The organism is Streptomyces sp. NPDC002643 (assembly GCF_053592555.1).
The window spans coordinates 26,819-50,584 of record NZ_JBSFVY010000035.1; the positions used below are offsets into that span (position 1 = coordinate 26,819).

Below are 23,766 nucleotides of genomic sequence, written 5' to 3' on the forward strand. Positions count from 1 at the left end.
CCATGCGCACGGTGCACGACATCCACACCGCGGAACTCGCCAAGAGAACGGAGGAGTTGCTGCGTGCCGGGCACCGCCTCGCCCTGGTCGCCGCCCACCACGACCCGGACGCCGTCCGCGTCGTCCATCTCTTCGTGGCCGGTCCGCCCGACACACGAGTCGAACTCCAGGTGCGCCTCGACCCCGACCGGCCCGAGGTGCCCACGCTCGCCCATCTCTCCTTCCCCGCAGGCCGGTTCGAGCGCGAGATGCGCGACCTGTTCGGCGTCGTCCCCCTCGACCACCCGCTGCCGCGCCGGCTCGTACGCCACTTCCACTGGCCGCGCGGCTGGTACCCGATGCGTCCCGACGCCGGACCCCCGCCGCCCTTCGGCGAGCAGGAAGGCCCGTACCCCTTCCTCGAAGTGGAGGGCGACGGCGTGTACGAGATTCCCGTCGGTCCCGTCCACGCGGGCCTGATCGAGCCGGGCCACTTCCGCTTCTCCGTCGTCGGCGAGACCATCCTCAAGCTCAAGGCCCGCCTGTGGTTCGTCCATAGGGGGGTGGAAAAGCTCTTCCAGGGTCGCTCGGTCGCGGCCGGACTCCCGCTCGCCGAACGGATCAGCGGCGACACGGCCGTCGGGCATGCCCTCGCGTACTGTCTGGCCGTCGAGGAGGCCACCGGCACCGAGGTCCCGCCCGAGGCCCGGCGTGCCCGCGCCCTCCTCCTCGAACTGGAGCGGATGCACAACCACGTCGCCGACCTCGGCATGCTCTGCAACGACGTGGGCCACGGCATCCTCAACGCCCATGCCCAGCGCGTGCGCGAGCGGCTCCTGCGCCTGAACCGGGAGGTCACCGGGCACCGACTGCTGCGCGGCGGCGTCGTCCCGGGCGGCGCGGCCCTACGGGCACTGCCCGACTCCCGGAGGCTGAAAGCGATCGGCGAGGACATCCGCGAGATCACCGATCTCGCCCTCGGCCACTCGACCGTCCGTGACCGCTTCACCGGCACCGCGGTCCTGAACACAGACGCTGCCCGGGAGATCGGGTGCCTCGGCTACGTCGCCCGGGCCAGCGGTCTCGCGGATGACGCCCGCATCGCACATCCCTTCACCGACTACGGCGCGCAGCTCGACGTACCCGTGCACGACAGCGGCGACGTCCTCGCCCGCTTCCTGGTCCGCGCCGAGGAGATCGACACCTCCCTCGCGCTGATCGAGCAACTGTCCGAGGGACTCACCGCTCCGCGAACCCTCCTGGGAGCGTCCCCCGCTCAGCCCGGCACGGGACCTCGCACCGGCGTCGGTCTGGTGGAGGGCTGGCGCGGCACCATCGCCACCCGCGTCGAACTCGCCCCCGACGGCACCCTGGCCCGCGTCAAGCCGGTCGACCCGTCCTTCTTCAACTGGCCCGCCCTGCCCGTAGCCCTGACCGACACGATCGTCCCGGACTTCCCGCTGACCAACAAGAGCTTCAACCTGTCGTACGCGGGCAACGACCTCTGAGGCAGCGAGGTGGTGCCCCGATGCCGCCTCAGCGGACGAGACGGCAGCCGGTCACCGGCTCGACCACGCGGGCACCCGGAGCGGAAGGAATGGGGTGAGCGGTCAGGACGGCACCCCGCAGGCGGGCTCGTGCTCGGCGCCACGGGGCCAGAACACCTCGACATCGAGTCCGTGGCTGCGGGCGAAGGCCACCAGGTGCGCCGTCCGGTCCCGGCCGTTCGACGGCGATCCGTCCCAGATCGCCAGCACACGGGCGCAGGTGCGCAGCAGGCTCTCGTCGGCGGTGACGCATGAGGTGCGGTCACCGGGGTCGTATTCCACCAGCCGCACCTGGCCCGACAGCAACAGCAGCTCCCCGGCCGCCTTCCGATCGGGTTCGGCGAGCCACGCGGGCACGCCGTTGTCCGACGGCAGTACCGTCACCAGGGGCAGCCCCGCCTTCCTGGCGGCCCGTCCGAACACCACCGGCAGCCCCCGCCCCGCGCGGACCAGCCCGGCCCTGCCCGCCTTGGCGAAGTCGGCCAGCCGGGAGCGCAGTTCCACGGCTGTACATGCTCGACAGCCGCCGCGGGCCTGCCTCGGTGCCACGGCATCCGGAACCGGCGGGCACCGCCGCTCACCGTGCCGGTTCCGTTCGGCGCAGTTCGTCGAGCAGGTCCTGCCGTCCGGCCAGCAGCACGGACAGAATCCGCCGGGCGGCGGCCAGCAACTCGGCGACGTCGCCGCCGGCCAGCTCGTACACCACCGTCGAGCCGGTACGGGTGGCGGTGACGATCCCGGAGCGACGCAGCACCGCCAGCTGCTGCGACAGGTTCGACGGCTCGACCTCTATCGCGGCCAGCAGATCACGCACCGGCTTCGGGCCGTCCTGCAACAGCTCCAGCACCCGGATACGTACCGGGTGGCCGAGCATCCGGAAGAGCTCGGCCTTCGCCTCGTACAGCGGAACCGGCATCCCGATCACCCCTCGTCCGCCGTCATGTCCGCGTCGACGTCGATGCCGTGCCGACGCGCCACCCGCAGCGCGTCGTCCAACTCGTCCCGCGCCACGGCCACCTCATACGCGTCCTCGGCCTCCAGAGCCACCGACAGCGCGGAACGCGCTTCGCGTACCCGCTCCAGTGCGGCCTCGGTGAACCCGCCCACCGAGGACCACCTCCCCTACGACTTGGCTGACAAGGAAACTAGCAAATTGAAGAACTCTTCAAGTCTAGTGGAAGCGAGCCCGCCGGAAGCCCTCCGGCCCACGCCGCGACCGGCCGTGTACGACGTCCCTCGCGGCCCTGACGGGCGGGCCGTCGACGGGGCGGCACCGGGCACCAGTACGTCGGGCCCGTTCCCGGTGCCGACCGGGGACGGGCCCGCGCCTCAGCGGCGGACGTTCACCCGAGAGGTGTGCTCTCGATCCCGACCGGGGACGGCTTCGACCGGTTCTTGGCGGCTCTCGTGTGAACCGTGTAGGCGATGAAGACCAGCAGCACCCAGCCGCCGGAGACCAGCAGGGAGGTACGCGTGTCCGGCAGGACGGCGATGCAGACCAGGACCGTGGCGATGAACACCAGGGCGAGGTAGTTGCCGTAGGGGAAGAACGGCATCTTGTAGCGGATCTGGTCCTCCTGGCCGTTCCGCATCCTGATCCTGCGGAACCGCAGGTGGCTGATCGTGATGGAGGCCCAGGCACATGCGAGGCCGTAGACGGTGACCGAGGAGAAGATCTCGAAGACCTGGTTGGGCATCAGGGCGTTGAGCAGGACGCTCCCGAACACCGTGACGAACACGAGGCCGATCGCCTTGGACGGAACGTTTCGGTCGTTGACGGTCCCGAGGAACTTCGGCGCGTTGCCCTGCAGCGACAGGTTGTAGAAGGTGCGGCTGTTGGTGAACACGCTCGCGTTCACCGCCGACAGCACGGCGGTGATCACGACCAGGTTCATGATGGTCGCGGCCGCCGGGATACCGATCTTGGTGAAGACCGTGACGAACGGGCTGCCCTCTCCGTCCAGTTGGGTCCACGGGAAGACGGTGACGAGAACGGCGATGGCACCGACGTAGAAGATCAGCAGTCTCCAGAAGGTCGCGTTGACCGCCTTCGGCATGCTCTTGGCGATGTCCTTCGCCTCACCGGCGGCGAGCCCGAGGTTCTCCACACCGCCGAAGGAGAAGGCGACCATCACCATGGCCAGGACCACTCCGCTCAGACCGTGGGGGAAGAAGCCGCCGTGGTCGACCAGATGGCCCAGACCGATCGGCTCGCCGTGGTTGCCGACCCCCAAGACGACCATGGCCACGCCGAAGAGGATCATCGCGACGATCGCCACGACCTTGATCACGGCGAACCAGAACTCGGCCTCGCCGTAGAACTTCACGCCGATGATGTTGACGACGAACATCACGGTGACGGCGGCCGCCGCGGTCACCCAGATCGGCAGACCGGGGAACCAGTACTGGGCGTAGCGTCCCAGGGCGTTGAGTTCGGCGGCGCTGGTGGCGAGGAGGAAGACGAAGGCGTTCCAGCCGTTGAGGAAGCCGGCGAAGCGGTGGATGTAGCGGTTCGCGTAGGAGATATAGGCCCCGGAGACCGGCTCCTCCACGGACATCTCGCCCAGCGCCCGCATGATGAAGTAGATCGCCACCGATGCGACGACGTAGGTCAGGATGATCGCCGGGCCCGCCGTCTTGACGGCCCAACCGGAGCCGTAGAACAGGCCCGTTCCGATCGCGCCGCCGATGGCGATCATCTGGATGTGCCGGCTCTTGAGATCGCGTTTGAGGCTTTCCTTCTCGTACGCCTCGGGGTTGACGCTTGCCATCGCTTTGCCTCCTGGGGACGGATCAGTTCGCTCGCTGGTGACTGGTCGTCGGGGCCCGACGACCAGCGAAAGAGGGCGTGGTCGAGCCGGATCGCGGCTGGGGTGGGAGGACACGCCGGGACGCGGATGGCGTCGTCGGCGCATGGACGGCAGGTGCGGGCTGCCACGAGAAGCCGGCCCTCGCAGGTGTGGTGGACCGGCTCGATCGGCTGCCGGACCCTGTCGGAGGTCAGGCAGGCAGCGGGTACGTGCGGGTGCGGCGCGGCCAGAGGGCTGCGGCGGCTACCTGCGGTGGGGTGAGAGGAGCCTCGGTGACACTCGTCAGTAACTGATCACCGGAGGCGCCCATGGGGGTGAGGAATCGGAAAGCGAACCGGCGTTCGCTCGCTCACAGGCCCTCGACGGCCGTGGTCAGCCGCCGAATCGCCTCGTCGACGGTGGAGCGCGGGCAGCCCAGGTTCACGCGCATATAGCCGTGGCCCTCGATGCCGAACTTCTGGCCCTTGTCCAGCCACAGACGCGCCTTGGTGAGCATGAACTTGTCGAGGGACGCCGCGTCCATGCCGAGACCCGTGCAGTCCATCCACGCCAGGTAGAGGGAATCGGCGGGCAGCACACGCACCTTCGAGGTGGCACTGTTGACCGCCTGCGCGAAGTGGGCGTGGTTGCCGCGCAGATAGGCGAGCTGCTCTTCGAGCCAGGGCTCACCGTGGGTGTACGCCGCCTCGGCCGCGACCATGCCCAGCACATTGACCAGGGGGAACAGGTTGCGCTCGTACTGCCGGGCCAGTTCCTCGCGCAGCCTGCGGTCGGGCACGAAGAGATTCGCGCTCTGGAGTCCCGGGAGGTTGAACGTCTTGCTCGGGGCCGTACAGGTGATGCTGTTCTGCGCGAACTCCTCGCCGAGGGACGCGAACGGGACGTGTTTCCTGTCCGGGTTGATGATCAGGTCCTGGTGGATCTCGTCGGAGACGACCAGGACGCCGTGCCGGGCGCAGATCTCGCCCATGGTCCTCAGCTCGTCCTCGGACCAGACGTTCCCGGTCGGGTTGTGGGGGTGGCTGAGGATGAACAGCTTGGTGTCCGGACGGATGGCGGCCTCGAAGGTGCGGGCGTTGAAGCGGTAGCCGTCCTCGGTGCGCTCCAGGGGAGCGAAGGCGAGGTGGCGGCCGTTGAGCAGGACGTCGTTGTGGAAGTGCGCGTAGACGGGCGGCTGGATCAGGACCGAGTCACCGGGCGCGGAGAACGCCTGGACCGCGGTCTTGAGAGAGGTGATGATGCCGGCGGTCTGCAGCACCCACTCCCGCGGTATCTCCCAGCCGAACCGCCGGGCCTGCCAGCCCGTCACGGCGTCGAGGTAGCTCTCGGTCGCGCCCCCGGGGTACCCGAAGACGCCGTGGTCCACGGCTTCGTGGAGGGCTTCGAGCACGGCCGGGGGCGCCTTGAAGTCGGTGTCGGCGACCCACATCGGGAGCGGGTCGGCCGCGATCTCGTCCGGGGTGAGGAAGTCCTTGGCGAAGGACCACTTCATGGAGTTCGAGCCGCTCCGGTCGACGGTTTCGTCGAAGACCGAACCCTGAGAGGCGCCCATGGAGTCCGCTTGATTCGTGTCGAGAAGAGTGGTTTCGCAAGCCATGGCGGGATGCTAGCCACGATGGGTGGCAAAAAGTTCGCGAACTTTGCCTGAAAATCAGCTTTCGGAGCTAACATTTCCGATATGGACGCCGTGGATCGTCGGATTGTTGCCCTACTGCAGGCGCAGGGGCGAATTACCTTCACGGAACTCGCCGACAAGGTCCGGCTCAGCGTGTCCCGATGCCAGCGCCGCGTCCGGGAGCTGGAGGCGGACGGCGTGATCCGTGGATACAGCGCTCTCGTCGACGCCGCGGCCCTCGGATACGGCTTCGAGGTCCTGCTCTTCGCCACCCTCAGCCGCCCCGACGCGGTGGACGAATTCGACGAGGCACTGGCCGGGGTCCCCGAGGTCATCGAGGCCCAGCGGCTGTTCGGCGAACCGGACTACCTCATCCGCGTGGTCAGCGCCGACCTGCTCTCCTACCAGCACCTCTACGAGAACGTCCTCATCCGGCTCCCCGGCGTCCGTGGGCTCAACTCGACCATCGTCATGAAGAACGTGGTCAGCCCCCGCCCGTACCCCGGCCGCCCCCCGCGCCAGCGGTCGGCGAAGGGACCGGCTGTGTGACAGCGGTCCACTCGTCTCGCGACGGCCGTCGAACGAGTTCGGCGACAGCGCGCGGCGGAGTGCTACTGCGGGCGGTTCGTCGGCGGGCCGGGCGCGCAGTTCCGCGCACATCCGCGCACTGGGCCCCGACACCATGTGCACGATCACGTCTTCCTTGGACGGGAAGTAGCGGGAGAACGTGCGGCGGGACAGCACCACGGCGGCCGCGATCTGGTCGACCGTCGTCTCCTCGAATCCCCGATCAGCCAGCAACGTCACCGCAGCCTCGGCCAGTTCGGCGCGTACGAGCCGCCGCTTGCGCTCCGCGATGTCGGCCGTTGGGGCTGTGTTCATATCCACCACGACTCTGATGCCTACCTTGCGCTGTTTTGGTCTGGCCAGGACTAGTTTGACGCTACGAGTCAGCAGTGACAGCCCGAGAAGCGGATGCGGGGGCAGACAGTCGGCCTAGCGGTGTGCGATGAGGCGAAGCCCCCCGGGTCGTCGCGGGCGGGCTGGTGGGCGTCCCGAGCGACATGGTCTGATCGGGTTCGGCGCAGCCTCCGCACCGGGCGGTGCCACAACCAACGAGGCCATGATGTTCAGCTCCCGCGCATTGCGGGGCGTATCCGGCGGTCGTGCACAGCAGGCGGGAGCTGAACGGTGTCACCGCACTGGAGCTCGACAGCGGGGGCAAGATTACTCGGCTCGACACGCTCTGTTCGTCATGGTCGGTGTCACGAGGTCCACCCGGACCAAGTACAAGCTGACCGAACAACTGCCCTGGGTGGCCGATCTCTCCCAGGGCACGGTCTTCATCGGCGTCGTGGAGTTCGCCGCCGCCCTCGGGCTGATCCTGCCCGCGGCCACCGGCATAGCACCCTGTACTGCCGCCGCTGGCCGCGACCGGCCTGGTAAGTGGTGATGGTGCTTGCCGCGATCACCCACGCCCGACGCAAGGAACCCGGAGCCATCGCCTTCAGCACTGTCCTGCTGATCCTGGCTGCCCTGGTGGCTTGGGGCCGCCGTTTCGGCCCGTACAGCTTCTGACCCCTACCGTCAGGGACCGGGTGGACGCGGCGATCAGTGCGCTCTGCCCGGCCCTGAAGGTGTCCGCGACACGGTCACCGGGTCCGCGTGGGGTGACCAGCGCGCTCAACAACTCCCGCGCCTCCGACAACCCCTGGGTTCCGATACCACCATGGGCGCCGGACACGACCTGGCCCCGGCAAGGCGCCGCAGGTCGTCTCCAGTCGTATCGCTCGTCGGACGGCAGCCCCGACGCATAGGCACGGCGGCCGGCATGGGGCGGTTACCGGGCTGCTTGTCATGCGCTGCTGGTTCGGTCTTCAGCCGCCGGATATGGGAGGTCGGCCGGACGGTGGGCACGGTGGGCTGCGTCGCGTGCGTCCTCTGCCTGGCCTGACTGGGGCGTGTGTGCCTGCCTGAGCTGAGGCTGGAGTCGCGGTCCACGGGATGACGCCTGTGATGCGCAAGTGCTGGAGGGGAGCGCGGCCCGAGTAGATCCACATCGGGTCTTCAAAAGGTTTTCCTGCTATCCAGGGCCGGGCTTGGTGAATGCTCGTCGGCTGTGCACAAGCAACTCACGCACCGCGGGGTTGTGCGTGCTCCTGAAGATCAGGGCCAGCAGGGCGGGTGCTTCCACGTCGTCGATGGTGCGGGCGACGATGCGGTCGCGATAGCTCGCGGCCATCGAGTCGCTGAGGATGGCAACGCCGAGTCCGCGAGCGGCGAGATCGGCAATGGCGTCCGCTGCGCTGGCCTGCAACGCGATCGCGGGTTGGAGGCCCTGCGCGGCGCAGGCACCGTCGAATACTGTGCGCAGGCCGGTGCCGGGTGGCATGCATACGATCGGATAGGTGAGCAGTTCGCGCAGAGTGACCCGCCGCTGTTTCGCCAATGGGTGCCGGGCCGGCACGGCTACGACAAGTCGCTCACTCATGATCGTCAGCGCCTCCAACCCGTCGGGGGTGGCGGTTGCCGTCCCGACAAGTGCCAGGTCGACAGTGCCGGCGCGCACCCCTTCGACGAGCCGGTCGGAATTGTCCTCCAGCAACGTGATCTCCACCCCGGGATGCGCCCGGTGGAACGCGGAGAGTGCGTCGAACAGCGGCGTGAGCGTGCAGCCGATGACCATCCCCACCGTGAGCCGCCCCCGGATCAGGTCGGTCACCTCACCTACCGCCTGGCCCACCGCCCCGGCCGCGGCGAGGGCCGCGCGGGCGTGTTCCAGCGCGGCCCTTCCCGCGACGGTAAGGGTGGCGGTGCGCGCCGACCTGTCAAACAGCTCGGCACCGAGTTCACGCTCCAACTGGCGGATCTGAGCACTGACGCCGGACTGGCTGATGTGCACCCGCTCGGCCGCCCGGGTGAAGTTCTGCTCCTCGGCGACCGCGACGAAGTACTCCAGCTGCCTCAGCTCCATGACTCGAAATTCTAGCTGCCAGTAGATCCATCTGTTGGACTTCTGATTGGTGGCCGACCACCCTTGGAAGCACCGAAGCCCGACGTCAGGAGAAACCCATGCCGGAATACGAGAAGGCCATGCGACCCGAAGACATCACCCGCTTGTTCGTTGAACGATCCAACGCCGGTGACGCGGCCGGGGTCGCCGCACTCTACGAAGAGGATGCGGTGATGGCCTACCCGTCCGGCGACCGGACGGTGGGCCGGGAAGCGATCCGTGCGCTGTGGGAGAAGGTGCTGGCCAACCGCCCCCGCTTCGAGCCGGAACAACCACTGCCGACGCTGGTCAGCGGCGACATCGCCCTTACCTCGACCCCGCCGAAGGACGGGGCCGGCGCCCGGGCGCAGGTCGTCCGGCGCCAGCCTGACGGAAGCTGGTTGCGCCTGCTCGACCAGCCCGAGTTCGTCCCGCCCACCCGCTAGAACCCGTCGACGGTCAACCAGGGCCTCTACGACATGTCGTGGCTGATGGCTCACCAGGACGCCTTCAGGCACCTGGTCCGCTACCGGTTCTTCGGCACGGACTGATCGGCCTTGAGGCCATGGCGTCCGTCACCGGCGGGACCTCGGTCCCTCGGCCCTCACGCGACCGGCGATCTGGTGGTGCAGATCCGTACCGGGCGTGAGGACACGGCCGGAGAAGATCCACGTCGGACAGGCGGCGACAAGTCCTCCCGCGCCGCCTGGGCCTCGGCCTCGCCGCGGCAGGCCCAGGGGGAGCGGCCGTCCACGACCCCCTGCTTCAATTCCTCGACCAGAGTTTCCTGTTGTCGATTTGCTGCTGGCGGGCAGCCCACTCGGCGGCGGTGACATGGTCGATCGGGGCCTGGTCGAGGGGGACGCTGGAGCGGTGCGGGAACGCCTGGCCTGGCAGTCGGTTGCCGGAGGCGTTGGCGCGGGCGTTGCCCTGGCGGATCGCGGCGTCGAACGCGACCCACGTCCGCGAGACAGCCGGCGAGGCCGGGGGTGCCGCATCAAGTATCGGGTGCCGGACAGATCCGTGCCACGGTTGCCGACCGGACCGTGGTGAGCTGCCGGCCGGCTGGGCTTCGTAGGAACCTGAGTTCAGTTCATATCAGGTATGCCTGTGCGCCCGTATCCTGACGGAGTCCGCGCCGGCTTGTGGCAGCAGACGCCGGCACGCGTGTCAGTCGGGAACCAGTACGGCACGCCCGCGTACCCCGCCGGAACGGAGCGTGTCGATCGCTTCCGGGGCGCGGGACAGCGGGAACTGATCGGTCGCCACCCTTATGGCCCCGGAGCCCGCGAGTGCCATGACCTGCTCCAGATCCGGCCGGGTGCCCCAGAACGGCAGTGATATCCGCAGTCCCGGAGGGAGTGCGCCCGGCTTGCGGACCGTCAGTTCTCCACCGCCGCTGCCGACGAGAGCGAGGGTTCCGCCCGCCCGCAGTGCGCTCACCCCCAACCGGAGCGTGGCGGAGGTGCCGACGAAGTCGACCACGACGTCCACCCCCGCGCCGCTGGTCCGCTTCCGCAGGACGTCGACCGTGTCCGCCCGTACGACGGTACCGAAGTGAGCGCCGCAGTCGAGGGCGAGGGCGATCGCCTCGTCCCGTACGTCGACCGCCAGCACCTGGGCGGAGGTGGTGGCGCGGAGGATCTGGACCGCCAGATGTCCCAGGCCGCCGACGCCGATGACGACCACACTCGCGCCGGCGCCGCCCTCGGCGCCGCCGAGCGCCGACCGGACTCCCGCGACAGCGTGGTACGAGGTGAGTCCGGCGTCGGACAACGGAGCCGCCTGGGTGGGGTCGAGGTCGCCCCTCGGCACCAGGTGGCGCCCGGACGGTACGAGCAGGTAGTCGGCCAGGCCGCCGTCGCGCCCGAGTCCCGCCCCTGTCCCGGTGCGGGCCGAGTCCAGCGCCGAGCGCCGGTCGCAGTAGTTCTCCGCCCCGGCCGAGCAGTTCCCGCACCGTCCGCAGCCCCAGGGGCCATAGACCACCACGCGCTCTCCGAGTCGCGGCCCGGTGGCGTCCGGGCCCGTCTGCGCCACTCGGCCGGCGACCTCGTGCCCGAGGGTGAAGGGCGTCCGATAGGGCAGGGAACCCGACTCCGCGGCGATGACGTGCAGGTCGGAGCCGCACAGCCCGGCTGCCTCGACCCGTACGAGGACCTCCTCGCCCCTCGGGACGGGGCGTTCCACTTCGGTGACCACGGGCGGGCCGCCCCAGTGCGTCAACCGGACGGCCCGCATCCGGCCCTCCCGACGACTGCCTGTTGACATGTGGCTCACCATAGCAAAAATGAAGTCAGTTCAATAGCTGAGTTGGGGCGGTGACTCGGATGGGCGGCGAGGTCGCGGAGTACGGCCGTTTCGCGGGGCGGGTCGCGCTGGTCACCGGCGCGGGCTCCGGCATCGGGCGGGCCGTCGCCCGGGGGCTGGCCGTGCGGGGCGCCGAGGCCGTCGTCGCTACGGACATCGACGGCCCGGCGGCCGAGTCGGTGGCTCGGGAGCTGGACCGGGGGCGCGCGGCGACCCTGGACGTCGCGGATGCCGGACAGGTGGACCAGGTATTCGAAGAGGTTGTGCGGGTGCACGGTCGGCTGGATGTCGTCGTGCACGCGGCGGGCGTCGACGACCCCACCGTGAAGCAGTGGCTGGCCGACGCGGTGCTCGCCGGTCGGCCGCCCGAGGTGACCACGCGCCTCGGCGTCGAGGCGTGGCGACGCGTCCTGCGGGTCAACCTGGACGGCACCTTCCACGTTCTGCGCGCCGCCCTGCGGGCGATGCGGCCCCACCGGTCGGGGGCCGTCGTCACCATCGGCTCCTCCGCGGCCTTCGACGCACTCACCGGCTATCCGCACTACGCGGCATCGAAGGCCGGTGCGCAGGCGCTGAGCCAGTCCGTCGCGAAGGAGGCCATCGCGTTCGGTGTGCGCGTCAACTCGGTGGCCCCCGGTCCTACGGAGACCGCCATGGCCGCCAAGACCCCCGAGGCGCTGCGGAAGGGCTTCGCCGACCCGCGCGTGCGCCCGTACGCGACCCCGGAGGAGATCGCCGACATCGCGCTGTTCCTGGCGAGCGACGAGGCGGCGAACCTCGTCGGCGCGGTGCTGCTCGCCAACGGTGGCCGTTTCACGGCGTAGCGGGCGACTGGCGCGTACGGCGACCGGCGCGGCGGCCCCGACCGAGCGACCAGGGCGAACGGCCCTCGTGCGGAGACCAGGGCAGTGGCTCCGGTACGGAGACCGGGGCAGTGGCTCTGGTGCGGACGGGCCGCACCGGAGCACGCGGAACACCACATGACTGCGACGCGGGAGGCCCTGATGTTCCGGTTCGACGTCGATCCGGCGCTGCTGCTGGAGTCCGAGGAGCGACGCCAACTGCGCGCCGTGCTACGGGAGTTCCTGGCGGAGACATGCGGGCCCGAGGAGGTCCGCGAGCAGACGGACGGGCCGCGCGGCTACGACCAGGTGCTGTGGGAACGGCTCGCCGGTGAGATCGGCGTGCACGGCCTCGCGCTGCCGGAGGAGTTCGGGGGAGCCGGCTACACCTTCGACGAGCTCGCCGTGGCGCTGGAGGAAACCGGCCGAGTCCTGTGTCCCGCACCCCTGCTCCCGACCGTCGTGCTCGCCGGACACGGCCTGCTGGGCAGTGGCGACAGGCGGGCGTGCGAACGGTGGCTGCCGGGTATCGCCGCGGGAACCCTCACCGCGACCGTCGCCGGCTTCCTGCATCCCGCGCAGGTCACCGCCGAACGCGGACCGGACGGTTGGCGCTTGCGCGGCGAGGCGGACTTCGTACCCGACGGTGAGGGCGCCGGTCTGGTCCTGGTGGCGGCCCAGGCGCCGGACGGCCCGCGGCTGTTCGCCTGCGCACCGGACGCCGGCGGCTGCGAGCGCACGCCGCGCCGGGTGCTGGACGCCACGCGCCGTCAGGCGCTGATCCGATTCCGAGGGACGCCCGCCGAACCGGTCGGGGACGCGGGACAGGCGCCCGGGATCGTCGACGCGGTGCTGGACGCCGGGCGGACGGCACTGGCCGCCGAGCAGCTCGGCGGCTGCGCTCACGCCCTGGACGCCGTGCTGAAGTACGTGTCGCATCGAACTCAGTTCGGGCGTTCGATCGGGTCATTCCAGGCGGTCAGGCATCGGCTGGCCGATCTCCTGGTCGAGGTGGAGGCGGCCAGGTCGGCCTCCGGCTACGCGACGGTCTGCCTTGCGGGCCGGGTGGCCGGACAACTGCCCGTGGCGGCGAGCGCCGCCGCGATGGCGTGCTCCACCGCCTACCGGCGCGCAACCGCCGAATATGTGCAGCTCCACGGAGGGATCGGCTTCACCTGGGAGCACCCGGCCCATCTCTATGTGCGCAGGGCGCGGGCCGACGAGGCGCTGTTCGGCACGGCGGACGACCACTGCGCGCGCCTGGCCGGGGCCCTAGGCCTCACCGGACGTCAGAGCTGAGTCCGCGGCAGGCGGCGGCGGTCGGCCGCTCGGTATGAGCTGTTGACAGGGTGCCGGGCGGACGCAGAGAATTAAGTGAATTCAGTTCAGTCTGAAGGAGAGATCGGATGGCTGTCGAAGACGAGATCCAGTTCGAGCGAGACGGCCATGTGGCCCGTGTCTGGCTCAACCGACCGCACAAGAAGAACTGCGTGACCGTGCCGATCCTGAACCGGCTGGACGAGATCATCACCGAGGTCGACGCCGACCCCGAACTGCGCGTGCTGATCCTGCGCGGCCGCGGCAACACCTTCTGCTCCGGCTTCGACCTCGACAGCCTCAAGGCCGACTTCATCGGCAGCTCCACCGCCATCGATGTCGCCGTGCTGTCGGCGAAGGTCTGCGACCGGCTGTACTCGATGAAGACTCCCTCGATCGCGGTGCTCGAAGGGCATGTGACGGCGGGCGGCTTCGAACTGATGATCTCCTGCGACTTCGCCATCGCCGCCGACGACGCACTGATCGGCGACTTCCACATCCGCCGCGCGCTGTTCGGCGGCGCGGGCCCGATCTACCGGGTGCCCCGGATGATCGGCGTCCGCAAGACCAAGGAACTCATGCTGACCGGCAAGCTCCTGACCGGCGTCGAGGCCGCCGAGTTCGGCCTCGTCAACGACTCGGCACCGGCGGACGAACTGGACGCGACGGTGGCGGAGTTCGCCGGGCAGCTCACCGACAAGAGCCCGTTCACGATGTGGATCACCAAGATGACCATCGACCGGAGCCTGGACGCGGACATCCAGTCGCTGATGGTCATGGAGCATCTGGCCGTCGGCGTCATGCTCAACTCCGAGGACGCCGCCGAGGGCGTCTCCGCGTTCCTGGAGAAGCGCGAACCGAAGTGGAAGGGGCGCTGACGGCCGTGCCCGAAGCCCCGGGTGAGTCACCCGCGTCGCCCGAAGCCCTGGATGAGCCGCCCACGTCGCCCGAAGCCCCCCTGTCAGCCGGCCGGTCGTCCGGGGCGCTGCCCGGTCGCGCGCTGCGCGCGTCCCGCTGCCCCCAGTGCGCCGTGACCGTCCACCCCGTGGAACCGGCATGCCCGCGCTGCGGAGGGCTGGCCCAACCCGTCGACCTGTCCCGTGCGGGCACGCTCTGGACGTGGACCGTGCAACGGTACGCGCCCAAGTCGCCGCCGTACGCGGTACCCGAAGGCGGATTCCGGCCGTTCACGGTCGGTTACGTCGAACTGCCCGAAGGTGTGCGGATACTGGCGGTCCTGGACGGCGTGCGGCCCGAGGACACGAGGATCGGCATGCCGGTCACCATCACCGCGGGCGAGGGCGTGCCCCGGGCCCGCCCGGCGGCTCCGGCTCGGGTCGCGACATGAACGACATGAGCAACATGGGCGATATGAGCACCGGGAGCACCGGGAGCGCCGGGAGCGCCGCCGACGTCCTGATCCGCGGCGTCGGCATCACCCCGTTCGGGCGCTCGGCCGCCACGGGCATGCAACTGGCGGTGGAGGCCGTGAACACCGCACTGGCCGACGCCGGGCTGCCGTGGTCCCGGGTCCGTGCGGCGTTCGGCGGCAGCGACGCGGCGGGCAACGCCGACACCCTGGTCACCCGACTCGGCCTGACCGGGCTGCCGTTCGTCAACGTCCGCAACGGCTGCGCCACCGGCGGCAGCGCCCTGGTGTCCGCCGTGAACGCGATCCGCTCCGGCGCGGCGGACGTCGCACTCGCCGTCGGCTTCGACAAGCACCCGCGCGGAGCGTTCGACCCGCGCCCCGCCGACTGGGGACTGGACGAGGCGTACGGCAGCGAAGGCCTCATGGTGACCACCCAGTTCTTCGCCATGAAGATCCAGCGGTACATGCACGACCACGGCATCACCCCCCGCACCCTCGCCCTGGTCGCCGAGAAGGCGTACGCCAACGGGGCGCGCAATCCGTACGCCTGGCGCCGCAAGCCGCTGGACGCGGACGAGATCCTCGCCTCCGGCATGGTCAACGACCCCCTGACCCGCTACATGTTCTGCTCACCGGGGCAGGGCGCGGTCGCTCTGGTGCTGTGCGACCGCGCGACCGCCCGCGAACTGGACGGCGGCGCCACCCCGGTCGCCCTGCGCGCGGCCGTCGTCCGTACCAGGCGGTTCGGCTCCTTCGAGGTGTTCAGCCCCTGGGCACCGGGCGGCATCCCGACCAGCGTCAGTACGGACGCCGCGAAGGCCGCGTTCGAGGAGGCGGGGATCGGCCCGCAGGACATCGACGTGTGCCAGCTCCAGGACACCGAGAGCGGTGCCGAGGTGATGCACATGGCCGAGTGCGGATTCTGCGCGCACGGCGAGCAGGAACGGCTGATCGCGTCGGGCGGGACCGCGATCGGTGGCGTGCTGCCCGTCAACACGGACGGCGGTTGCATCGCCAACGGCGAACCCATCGGCGCCTCCGGGCTGCGCCAGGTGCACGAGATCGTCCAGCAGTTGCGCGGCCGGGCGGGCGAACACCAGGTACCGGGCGACCCGCGAACCGGCTTCACCCATGTCTACGGAGCGCCGGGCGTCAGCGCGTGCACCGTGCTGACCCGCTGAACGGAAGGGAGGGGGTTCAATGAACAGCACGAACCCGCAGCCGGAACCGGTGCCCGAGGAGTTCCGCACCGAGGCCCGCCGCTGGCTGTCGCGCGTGGCGGACCACCGAGGCACACGGGGACAGCGGTGGGGGAGCGGCGACGACTCCGTGGCCGTGTTCGAGAACTGGACCGAGGACGAGGAACGCGCGCGCACCGAGCGCATCCGCGCCTGGGAGCGCACGCGCTACGACCACGGCTGGGGTGCCCTCGGCTGGCCCGAGGAGTACGGAGGCCGCGATCTGCCCCCGTACTACGAGCAGCTGTACCGCGCCGAGGAGGCCGCTTTCGACGTGCCCCGGCGCACCGAGATCTTCCCCGTCACACAGCAGCTCGTGGCCCCGGCGATCCGCATCTGGGGCACGCGGGAGCAGAAGCGCCGCTGGCTGCGCCCCATGCTCCGTACCGACGAACTCGCCTGCCAGCTCTTCTCCGAGACCGAGGCCGGCTCCGACCTCGCCGCCGTCCGCACGAGAGCCGTCCGTGACGCGGACGGCGAGGGCTGGGTGCTGCGCGGCCACAAGGTCTGGACATCCGGCGCGCGCGTCGCCACCTGGGGAGTGGCCGTCTGCCGCACCGACCCGGACGCGCCCAAACACGCCGGTATCACGGTCTTCCTGGTCCGGATGGACGCCCCGGGCGTCACGATACGGCCGATCCGGCAGATGACCGGCGGGTCCAGCTTCAACGAGGTCTACCTGGACGACGTCCGCGTCCCCGACACCGACCGGCTCGGCCCGGTCGGCGAGGGCTGGCGGGTGACGCTCACCGTGCTCGCCGCCGAGCGGCTGGACTCCGGCACACTCGGCCTGGACAACGCGGACCGGGCCCTCGACCTCGCCCGGCACCTGCCCCGGCCGCTCACCGGCGGCGAACAGCAGCAGGCGGGCGCACTGTTCGTCCGCACCCTGGTGCAGCGGCTCATCGGCCTGCGTGTCACGGCGGCCCTGGTCGCCGGCCGTGAGCCCGGTGCCGAGGCGTCCGTCGGCAAGCTCTACGCCACCGGGACCATGAGGGCCACCACCGACCTGGTCGTGCGGCTGCTCGGGCCGCGCCTCGCCGCGGACACGGGGGAGTGGGGCACCTTCGCCTGGACCGAGCACCTGCTCGGCGCTCCCGGCTACGGCATCGCGGGCGGCAGCGACGAGATCCAGCGCGACATCCTCGCCGAGCGGGTGCTGGGACTGCCTCGGGAGCCCAGGGTGCGCACGGAACCCAAAGAGCCCAAGGAGACAGAGGAGGCCGCGCGTTGAGCACGCTCGCCGAGGTGACCGAACTGGCCGGGCGGGTGCGGGAACGGCTCGCCGACCTCCACCCCGGTGAGCCGCTCGGCGAACTGGAGACGCTGCCCGGCGGCCATTCGGGCCTCACCTACTCCATCACCGCGGGCACCGCCTCGTACGTCGTCAAGGCCGTGCCTCCACGCCAGCGGCCTGTCGGCCGCAACGACGTACTGCGCCAGGCCCGCGCCCTGAGCGCGCTCGCCGGTTCCGTGCCCGTGCCGGGGGTCATCACCGTGGACGAGCGTGAACCGGCCTGGTTCGCCATGGAGTTCGTCACCGGGGAGGCGGTCGAACCCGTCCTCGACGACCACCGGCTCGACGCCGGCCTGTGCCGTACGCGGATGCTGGCGCTGGCCGGCGTCCTGCGCGCTCTGCACCTGACCCGGGCACCCGCCCTTGAGACGCCGGAACCCATCGACCCGGCTGCCGAACTCGAACGCTGGAGCCGCACCATGCGCGCCGTACCGGCGGAACTCAGGCCGGGCGGCGAGGAGTTGACGACCCGACTCGCCGCGAGTGTGCCGGCGGGCCGGCTGCCTGCCGTGACCCACGGCGACTTCCGGCTGGGCAATGTGATCTGCGTGGGTGAGCGTCCGGCAGCCGTGATCGACTGGGAGATCTGGGGCTTCGGCGACCCGCGCACGGACCTCGGCTGGTTCCTGCTCTTCACCGACCACCGCGACTTCCCCCGGCTGGGCCGCGAGATACCGGGCCTGCCCACCGAGGACGAACTGCTGGCCGCCTACCTCGACGGCCGGCCGGCACCGCCCGCCTTCGACTGGTTCCGTGCCCTGGCCCGCGCCAAGATGGCCGCGATCATGGGCCACAACCTGCGCCGCCACCGCGAGGGCAGACACCACGACCCGGACCAGGAACGGCTGCCACCGACCATCGCCGCGATGATCCGCACGGCACGCGACATCCTCGGCTGAAGGAGCACACCCATGGACTTCGAGCTCTCCCCGAGGACACGGGAACTGCACGCGCGCATGGGCGCGTTCATGGCGGAGTACGTCCTTCCGGCGGAGACGGTCTACGACCGGCAGCTCGCCGAGGCGGACGATCCCCATCAACAGCCCGCCATCATGCGCGAGTTGCAGGAGAAGGCCCGCGCGGAGGGCCTGTGGAACCTCTTCCTCGCGCACGGCGACCTGGGCGCCGGACTGACCAACCTCGAATACGCCCCGCTCGCCGAACTGGCCGGACGGTCCGTCATGGGCCCCGAGGTGTTCAACTGCTCCGCCCCCGACACCGGCAACATGGAACTGCTCGCCCTCTACGGCACCTCCGAGCAGCAGGACCGCTGGCTGCGCCCCCTGCTGGCGGCCGACATCCGGTCCTGCTTCGCCATGACCGAACCCGAGGTGGCAAGCTCCGACGCACGCAACATCCGTACCCGCATCACCCGCGACGGCGACTCCTACGTGGTCAACGGCCACAAGTGGTACACCTCCGGAATCCTCGACCCCGACTGCCGGCTCATCGTCCTCATGGGCGTGACCGACCCGGACGCGGAGACATACCGGCGGCAGAGCATGCTCCTGATCCCCCGCGACACCCCCGGCGTCACCGTGCTGCGCGACCTGCCGATGTTCGGCTACACCGACCGCTGCGGCCACGGCGACGTCCTCTTCGAGGAGGTGCGGGTACCGGTCGGCAATCTCCTCGGAGGCGAGGGACAGGGTTTCGCCCTCGCGCAGGGCCGGCTCGGCCCCGGACGGATGCACTACGCCATGCGCGCCGTCGGCTTCGCCGAGCGGGCCCTTGACCTGATGTGCCGCCGGACCCTGAGCCGGATCGCCTTCGGCGGACCGCTCTCCGACCAGGGCGTCGTCCGCGAGTGGATCGCCCGCAGCCGCATCGAGATCGAACAGCTCCGGCTGCTGGTCCTCAAGGCGGCCTGGCTCATGGACACCCGGGGGAACGCCGCCGCCCGTACCGAGGTCGCCGCGATCAAGGTGGCCGCGCTGGAGGTCGCGCACCGGGTGGTCGACCGGGCGGTGCAGGCCCATGGCGCGGCGGGCGTCAGCGACGACACCGTGCTGGCCCGGCTGTACGCGATCACCAGGGCCCTTCGCATCGCGGACGGCCCGGACGAGGTCCATCTGCGCACGGTGGCCCGGCGGGAACTCGCCAAGTATCCGAAGGAGCAGACGTGAACGGACAGGGACCGCGGGAAGCACGGCCGCCGGACGCGGCGCGGGACCGGGCACGGATACTGCACGGCCGGGTCGCGCTGATCACCGGCGGCTCGCGCGGGATCGGCCTGGGGATCGCCAGGGCGTACCGGGAGGCGGGTGCCCATGTGGTGATCGCCGCCCGCAAACCGGACGGACTGGCCGAGGCCCGCGCGGACCTGCTCCGGCTCAAGGGCGACGGAGAGGTCCACGAGGTGGTCGCGAACGCCGGCGAGCCCGAACACGCCGAGACGTGCGTCGCCGAGACCATGGCACGCTTCGGCAGGGTCGACATCCTCGTCAACAACGCCGCCACCAACCCGTACATGGGCGACCTGCTCGACCTCGACCTGCCGCGTGCCGAGAAGACCGTACGCGTCAACCAGTACGGCATGGTCGCCTGGACCCGCTGCGCCTGGCGCGCCTGGATGTCGGAGCACGGCGGCGCGGTCGTCAACATCGCCTCCGTCGGCGGCCTGATCGTCGACCCCCACATCGGCTGGTACAACGCCACCAAGGCCGCGATGCTGCACATGACCCGGCAACTCGCCTACGAACTCGGGCCGAGGGCCCGCGTCAACGCGATCGCCCCCGGCCTCATCAAGACCGAACTCGCCAGGGCCGTATGGGAGCCCAGGGAGCCGATCCTGACCGCGAGGCTCCCGCTGCGCCGGCTGGGGACGGTCGAGGACGTGGCGCACGCCGCACTGTTCCTGGCGTCCGACGCGTCCTCCTGGATGACCGGCCAGACGCTGGTGCTGGACGGCGGGGCCACCGTCCTCCCCGTCGGAGTGGACGGATGAGCGGGGCAGCCGAGGACATCTTCTCCCTGCGGGGCCGTACCGCCGTCGTCACGGGCGCGTCGTCCGGACTCGGCGCCCGCTTCGCCACGGTGCTCGCGCAGGCGGGCGCCACCGTGTTCGCGGCGGCCCGGCGGCTGGACCGGCTGACGGATCTGGCCGAGAAGGACCCGCGCATCCACCCGGTGGCCTGCGACGTCTCGCGAGACGCCGACCGCGTACGGCTCGCGGAACGCGTTCTCGCGGCCACCGGCCGCTTCGATGTGCTGGTCAACAACGCGGGCCGGGCGGGAGCCGTACGCGCCGAGGACGAGACCGCGGACGACTTCGCCGCCGTGCTCGCGGTGAACCTGGTGGCGCCCTTCCACCTCGCCCGGCTGATGGCCGAGTCCGCCGGCGCCCCGGGCCGGTCCGTCGTGAACGTCTCCTCCGTCCTGGGCCTGGTGGCCGGGGCCCCGCTGGGAGGCGCGTCCTACGCCGCCTCCAAGGCGGGCCTGACCGGGCTCACCCGCGAGCTGGCCGGGCAGTGGGGCCCTGCGGGGATACGGGTCAACGCCCTCGCCCCCGGCTGGTTCCGCTCGGAGATGACCGAGGACCTGTTCGCGGACGAACGCTCCCGCCGGTGGGTCGAACGGGGAACCATGCTGGGGCGGGGCGGTGAACCGGGTGAACTGGACGGGGCGCTGCTCTTCCTCGCCTCGGACGCCTCCTCGTACTGCACCGGCCATGTGCTCACCGTCGACGGCGGATGGACGGCACGATGAGCGTCACCGTCCGGGTCGACGAGGCGGGCGTGGCCCACGTCGAGATGTGCCGCGACGAGGCGGGCAACGCGATCGACCTGGCCATGGCCAGGGGACTGCTGGCGGCCGCCGGGACCTGCGAGAGGACCGACGGCGTGCGGGCGGTGCTGCTCACCGGACGGGGGCGGTCCTTCTGCGTCGGGGGCGACCTGAGGGAGTTCGCCGCGCTGTCCGGCGACCGGCTGGCCGCGCACCTCACCGAGGTCACGGACGCGCTGCACGGCGCTCTGCGGGTGTTCGCCGGACTGGACGCGCCGCTGGTGGCGGCCGTACAGGGCGCCGCCGCGGGCGCCGGCCTCGGACTCGCGACGGCGGCCGACCTGACGCTCGCCGCGTCCGACGCCACCTTCGTCGCCGCGTACACCGGCATCGGGTACTCCCCGGACGCCGGCGTCAGCTGGTCGCTGCCACGGCTCGTCGGCCCCAAGCGGGCACTGGACCTGCTGCTGACCAACCGGCGGATCAGGGCGCCCGAGGCCGCGGAGATGGGTCTGGTCAGCCGGGTCGTCGCCGCCGACCGACTGGCCGGGGCGGCCGAGGAGACCGCGGCGGCGCTCGCCCGGGGAGCCACCGGTGCGTTCGGCGCCACCCGGAGGCTTGTGGCGGCGGGCCTCTCCACGGGACGCGACGCTCACCTCGACGCGGAGGCCCGGGACCTGACCGCCGCCGCTGTCTCGGCCGAGGGGCGCGAGGGCGTGGCCGCCTTCCTCGCCGGGCGCGATCCGCACTACGCCGGGTGAGTTCATAACCGAGTTCAAGTAGGTCTACCCTCAGACAACCGATCGGTGGCAGGCACCGGTCGCGGAGCGCAGGGGAGAGACGATGGCGAGGGCGCGGATCGTGGAACCGGACCAGGGGCCCAGGTCCAAGCGGGCGGCCATTCTGGAGGCCGCGGTCGAGTACTTCGGCGAGACCGGATACGAGAACACCAAGTGGTCGGACGTGGCCGACCGGGTCGGTATCGGGCAGACCGCGCTCTACCACTACTTCGAGTCCAAGGCGCACTGCCTGCTCACCATCATGCGTCTGGAGCTGCAGCGTTCCCACGACATGTTCACCGAGGCGACGGCGAACGCGGCGGACCCCGTCGAGGCGTTGCGGGCGGCGGTCCGTTCGGCCTTCGCGGTGTCGGAGCAGGAGATCCGGCAGATGCGCGTGCTTCAGGCCAACATGTCGCTGCTCGCCACGCCACGGAAGTCCAAGCGCGAGGAGACCGAGCGGGTCGCGGCACGGCAGCTGGTGCAGATGGTGGAGCGGGACTGGACGAACCTGCTGGTGCGAGGCATGGCGAAGGGCGCGTTCCCGGTCCGCGACGCGCACATGCTCGGACTGACGGTGCTCGGCACGATCGTCAGCGTATGGCGGTGGTACCGCCCGACCGGGGCGATCCCGCTGCCGGAGATCAGTGAACTGATCGAGGGATGCGTGGTGCGGATGGTCGGGGAGTAGGCCCGTGCTCCGCCTCTTGTGAGGGCGGGGCACCCGCACTATATTCAAACTGAACTGAACTCAGGTTGAATGCCGAGGGTGGGAGAGGATCGACCATGGTGCTGCGCGAGTACATGGCCAGGATGGACGGTCACGATCCTCAGAAGGCCCTGGAACTCCTGGAACCCGGGTTCCGCTTCCTCATCGCCGTACCGAACGGCGAGAAGACCGGGGAGTCGAGGGACGACTTCGCCGCGTACATCGCGGGACGGGGCGCCGGCGCCGTGGGCCGGGTGCACGAGATCGTGCGGTACTCGGTGGACCAGGACCTCGAAACCGCCTACGGATTCGTGGTGGAGGCGGGCACACCGACCGGCGCGTTCCTGTCGGCCGCCGTCGTCTCGCCCTCCGGTCTGATGGCGCGTTACCAGTCCTTCTTCACGCCCGCTTTCCACCTGGTCGACCGGCCCTGACGGAGGTGGCGGATGCCCGGCACAGCGACACAGACACCGGAGCCCGAGTCGGCACCACGCTCTTCGGCGCCCTTCCTGAGCGCGTGGTTCGCGCTGCTGGACAGTGACGAGCCGTACCGGATACTCGACTTGATCGGCGACGACTTCTCGTTCTCCATCCTCTTCTCCACCGGCGGCGACGGCGCCACGGACTTCCACGGCGGCCGCGCCGAGATGGAGGGCTACCTCGCGCAGCGCGAGCGGGGCGTACGCACCCACCATCAGCTGACCGCGAGCGCCGACGGCCTGGACGAACTCTTCCTGGGCGAGGTCCGCAGGTCCGGTGTACCGGAGGCGACCTTCGTGGCCTCGGCGCGGCTCGACGAGTCGGGCAGGGTACGTCGGCTGCTCATCGGCCGTTCGCCCGCCGTCCTGTTCGAGTGACCCATTCCATCCCCTTGGGAGGCGCCGTGTACAACCTCGTCCTGCTGGCCTCACGGCCGCCCGACTGGACCCATGAGCGGTTCATCGACTGGTGGCGGGGCGAGCACGCCGAACTGACCCGCCGACTGCCCGGACTGCGCTCCTGGCGGCACACCGCGATCGACGCCGCCCTGGAGCCGCGCTCCGAGGGATGGGACGGGGTCTCCGTCCTCGGCTTCGACACCGCCGAGGATCTGCGGGAGGCCCTGGACAGCCCGGAGTGGGCGGCGGCCGTCGCCCAGGTCGGGGACATGAAGGGCCGTCGCATCGCCGTCATGGGCGGCGAGCAGGAGATGTACGCGGGCTGACGCAGGGCCACGGGGTTCGCGCGACGAGGATG

General features: G+C 70.6%; 27 protein-coding genes and 1 pseudogene. 20 read left to right on the top strand and 8 right to left on the bottom strand.

Annotation, left to right across the window (positions count from 1 at the left end):
• The first annotated feature begins 2 nt into the window (after window positions 1-2).
• A complete protein-coding gene (locus tag ACWD4G_RS37090; protein ID WP_451301535.1) occupies window positions 3-1,487 on the top strand; it encodes a hydrogenase large subunit in 1,485 nt (494 codons plus the stop codon).
• 102 nt (window positions 1,488-1,589) lie between these two features.
• On the opposite strand, the gene ACWD4G_RS37095 is transcribed toward ACWD4G_RS37090, so the two are convergent.
• The 5 genes from ACWD4G_RS37095 to ACWD4G_RS37115 all read right to left on the bottom strand — a co-directional run bounded on the left by ACWD4G_RS37095 (window position 1,590) and on the right by ACWD4G_RS37115 (window position 5,933).
• Window positions 1,590-2,030: a hypothetical protein gene (locus ACWD4G_RS37095; RefSeq protein WP_451301537.1), complete on the bottom strand. Its 441-nt coding sequence runs from the start codon at window positions 2,028-2,030 to the stop codon at window positions 1,590-1,592.
• A gap of 73 nt (window positions 2,031-2,103) precedes the next feature.
• Window positions 2,104-2,442 carry an ArsR/SmtB family transcription factor gene (locus ACWD4G_RS37100; protein WP_451301539.1) on the bottom strand — a complete coding sequence of 113 codons (339 nt, stop codon included), beginning with the start codon at window positions 2,440-2,442 and terminating at the stop codon, window positions 2,104-2,106.
• A gap of 5 nt (window positions 2,443-2,447) precedes the next feature.
• Window positions 2,448-2,633, bottom strand: coding sequence for a hypothetical protein (locus ACWD4G_RS37105; RefSeq protein ID WP_451301541.1), 186 nt, complete (start codon window positions 2,631-2,633; stop codon window positions 2,448-2,450).
• A gap of 236 nt (window positions 2,634-2,869) precedes the next feature.
• Window positions 2,870-4,297 (bottom strand): amino acid permease, encoded by a 1,428-nt coding sequence (locus ACWD4G_RS37110; RefSeq protein WP_451301543.1) that lies wholly within the window; start codon window positions 4,295-4,297, stop codon window positions 2,870-2,872.
• Between the two features lie 388 nt (window positions 4,298-4,685).
• Window positions 4,686-5,933, bottom strand: a complete 1,248-nt coding sequence (locus ACWD4G_RS37115) for a MalY/PatB family protein (RefSeq protein ID WP_451301545.1) — start codon at window positions 5,931-5,933, stop codon at window positions 4,686-4,688.
• An 81-nt stretch (window positions 5,934-6,014) separates the two neighbouring features.
• Here ACWD4G_RS37115 and ACWD4G_RS37120 point away from each other — a divergent pair, with 81 nt between their 5' ends.
• On the top strand, window positions 6,015-6,500 hold the full coding sequence (locus tag ACWD4G_RS37120) for an Lrp/AsnC family transcriptional regulator (RefSeq protein WP_451301547.1): 486 nt from the start codon (window positions 6,015-6,017) through the stop codon (window positions 6,498-6,500).
• Window positions 6,501-6,653: 153 nt separating this feature from the next.
• On the opposite strand, the pseudogene ACWD4G_RS37125 reads toward ACWD4G_RS37120, so the two are convergent.
• Window positions 6,654-6,833, bottom strand: a pseudogene (locus ACWD4G_RS37125) (TetR family transcriptional regulator); the annotation flags it as partial.
• 373 nt (window positions 6,834-7,206) lie between these two features.
• Between ACWD4G_RS37125 and ACWD4G_RS37130 the strand changes: the two are divergent.
• Together ACWD4G_RS37130 and ACWD4G_RS37135 are read left to right on the top strand one after the other, a co-directional pair.
• Window positions 7,207-7,404, top strand: a complete 198-nt coding sequence (locus ACWD4G_RS37130; protein WP_451301652.1) for a hypothetical protein — start codon at window positions 7,207-7,209, stop codon at window positions 7,402-7,404.
• The gene (locus ACWD4G_RS37135) at window positions 7,404-7,529 is read left to right on the top strand and encodes a hypothetical protein (RefSeq protein WP_451301549.1); all 126 of its coding nucleotides are present in this window, start codon (window positions 7,404-7,406) and stop codon (window positions 7,527-7,529) included. Before ACWD4G_RS37130 ends, ACWD4G_RS37135 begins: the two co-directional genes overlap by 1 nt.
• A gap of 505 nt (window positions 7,530-8,034) precedes the next feature.
• Here the strand turns inward: ACWD4G_RS37135 and ACWD4G_RS37140 are convergent.
• Complete coding sequence (locus ACWD4G_RS37140) at window positions 8,035-8,925, bottom strand: LysR family transcriptional regulator (protein ID WP_451301551.1); 891 nt, start codon at window positions 8,923-8,925, stop codon at window positions 8,035-8,037.
• A 98-nt stretch (window positions 8,926-9,023) separates the two neighbouring features.
• Here ACWD4G_RS37140 and ACWD4G_RS37145 point away from each other — a divergent pair, with 98 nt between their 5' ends.
• Complete coding sequence (locus ACWD4G_RS37145) at window positions 9,024-9,389, top strand: YybH family protein (RefSeq protein WP_451301553.1); 366 nt, start codon at window positions 9,024-9,026, stop codon at window positions 9,387-9,389.
• Between the two features lie 724 nt (window positions 9,390-10,113).
• Here the strand turns inward: ACWD4G_RS37145 and ACWD4G_RS37150 are convergent.
• The gene (locus ACWD4G_RS37150) at window positions 10,114-11,211 is read right to left on the bottom strand and encodes an alcohol dehydrogenase catalytic domain-containing protein (protein WP_451301555.1); all 1,098 of its coding nucleotides are present in this window, start codon (window positions 11,209-11,211) and stop codon (window positions 10,114-10,116) included.
• A 59-nt stretch (window positions 11,212-11,270) separates the two neighbouring features.
• Between ACWD4G_RS37150 and ACWD4G_RS37155 the strand changes: the two genes are divergently transcribed.
• The 15 genes from ACWD4G_RS37155 to ACWD4G_RS37225 all read left to right on the top strand — a co-directional run bounded on the left by ACWD4G_RS37155 (window position 11,271) and on the right by ACWD4G_RS37225 (window position 23,734).
• The gene (locus tag ACWD4G_RS37155) at window positions 11,271-12,074 is read left to right on the top strand and encodes an SDR family NAD(P)-dependent oxidoreductase (RefSeq protein WP_451301557.1); all 804 of its coding nucleotides are present in this window, start codon (window positions 11,271-11,273) and stop codon (window positions 12,072-12,074) included.
• Between the two features lie 156 nt (window positions 12,075-12,230).
• Entirely contained in the window at window positions 12,231-13,391 is a 1,161-nt protein-coding gene (locus tag ACWD4G_RS37160; protein WP_451301559.1) for an acyl-CoA dehydrogenase family protein, read from the top strand.
• 107 nt (window positions 13,392-13,498) lie between these two features.
• The gene (locus ACWD4G_RS37165) at window positions 13,499-14,287 is read left to right on the top strand and encodes an enoyl-CoA hydratase/isomerase family protein (protein ID WP_451301561.1); all 789 of its coding nucleotides are present in this window, start codon (window positions 13,499-13,501) and stop codon (window positions 14,285-14,287) included.
• Between the two features lie 167 nt (window positions 14,288-14,454).
• On the top strand, window positions 14,455-14,757 hold the full coding sequence (locus ACWD4G_RS37170; RefSeq protein WP_451301563.1) for a Zn-ribbon domain-containing OB-fold protein: 303 nt from the start codon (window positions 14,455-14,457) through the stop codon (window positions 14,755-14,757).
• A 5-nt stretch (window positions 14,758-14,762) separates the two neighbouring features.
• Window positions 14,763-15,962 (top strand): thiolase family protein, encoded by a 1,200-nt coding sequence (locus ACWD4G_RS37175; RefSeq protein WP_451301646.1) that lies wholly within the window; start codon window positions 14,763-14,765, stop codon window positions 15,960-15,962.
• Window positions 15,963-15,981: 19 nt separating this feature from the next.
• A complete protein-coding gene (locus ACWD4G_RS37180) occupies window positions 15,982-17,253 on the top strand; it encodes an acyl-CoA dehydrogenase family protein (protein ID WP_451301565.1) in 1,272 nt (423 codons plus the stop codon).
• Window positions 17,250-18,215, top strand: a complete 966-nt coding sequence (locus ACWD4G_RS37185) for a phosphotransferase family protein (protein ID WP_451301567.1) — start codon at window positions 17,250-17,252, stop codon at window positions 18,213-18,215. Before ACWD4G_RS37180 ends, ACWD4G_RS37185 begins: the two co-directional genes overlap by 4 nt.
• Before the next feature lie 12 nt (window positions 18,216-18,227).
• Window positions 18,228-19,442: an acyl-CoA dehydrogenase family protein gene (locus ACWD4G_RS37190; protein WP_451301569.1), complete on the top strand. Its 1,215-nt coding sequence runs from the start codon at window positions 18,228-18,230 to the stop codon at window positions 19,440-19,442.
• Between the two features lie 56 nt (window positions 19,443-19,498).
• Window positions 19,499-20,263 carry an SDR family oxidoreductase gene (locus ACWD4G_RS37195; protein ID WP_451301648.1) on the top strand — a complete coding sequence of 255 codons (765 nt, stop codon included), beginning with the start codon at window positions 19,499-19,501 and terminating at the stop codon, window positions 20,261-20,263.
• Window positions 20,260-21,024: an SDR family NAD(P)-dependent oxidoreductase gene (locus ACWD4G_RS37200; RefSeq protein ID WP_451301571.1), complete on the top strand. Its 765-nt coding sequence runs from the start codon at window positions 20,260-20,262 to the stop codon at window positions 21,022-21,024. Before ACWD4G_RS37195 ends, ACWD4G_RS37200 begins: the two co-directional genes overlap by 4 nt.
• Window positions 21,021-21,803, top strand: a complete 783-nt coding sequence (locus ACWD4G_RS37205) for an enoyl-CoA hydratase/isomerase family protein (protein ID WP_451301573.1) — start codon at window positions 21,021-21,023, stop codon at window positions 21,801-21,803. Before ACWD4G_RS37200 ends, ACWD4G_RS37205 begins: the two co-directional genes overlap by 4 nt.
• Before the next feature lie 82 nt (window positions 21,804-21,885).
• Window positions 21,886-22,512 carry a TetR/AcrR family transcriptional regulator gene (locus ACWD4G_RS37210; protein ID WP_451301575.1) on the top strand — a complete coding sequence of 209 codons (627 nt, stop codon included), beginning with the start codon at window positions 21,886-21,888 and terminating at the stop codon, window positions 22,510-22,512.
• A 95-nt stretch (window positions 22,513-22,607) separates the two neighbouring features.
• Complete coding sequence (locus tag ACWD4G_RS37215; protein WP_451301577.1) at window positions 22,608-22,964, top strand: nuclear transport factor 2 family protein; 357 nt, start codon at window positions 22,608-22,610, stop codon at window positions 22,962-22,964.
• A gap of 12 nt (window positions 22,965-22,976) precedes the next feature.
• Window positions 22,977-23,387, top strand: a complete 411-nt coding sequence (locus ACWD4G_RS37220) for a nuclear transport factor 2 family protein (RefSeq protein WP_451301579.1) — start codon at window positions 22,977-22,979, stop codon at window positions 23,385-23,387.
• Window positions 23,388-23,413: 26 nt separating this feature from the next.
• Complete coding sequence (locus tag ACWD4G_RS37225) at window positions 23,414-23,734, top strand: EthD family reductase (RefSeq protein ID WP_451301581.1); 321 nt, start codon at window positions 23,414-23,416, stop codon at window positions 23,732-23,734.
• The last annotated feature ends 32 nt before the right edge of the window (window positions 23,735-23,766 follow it).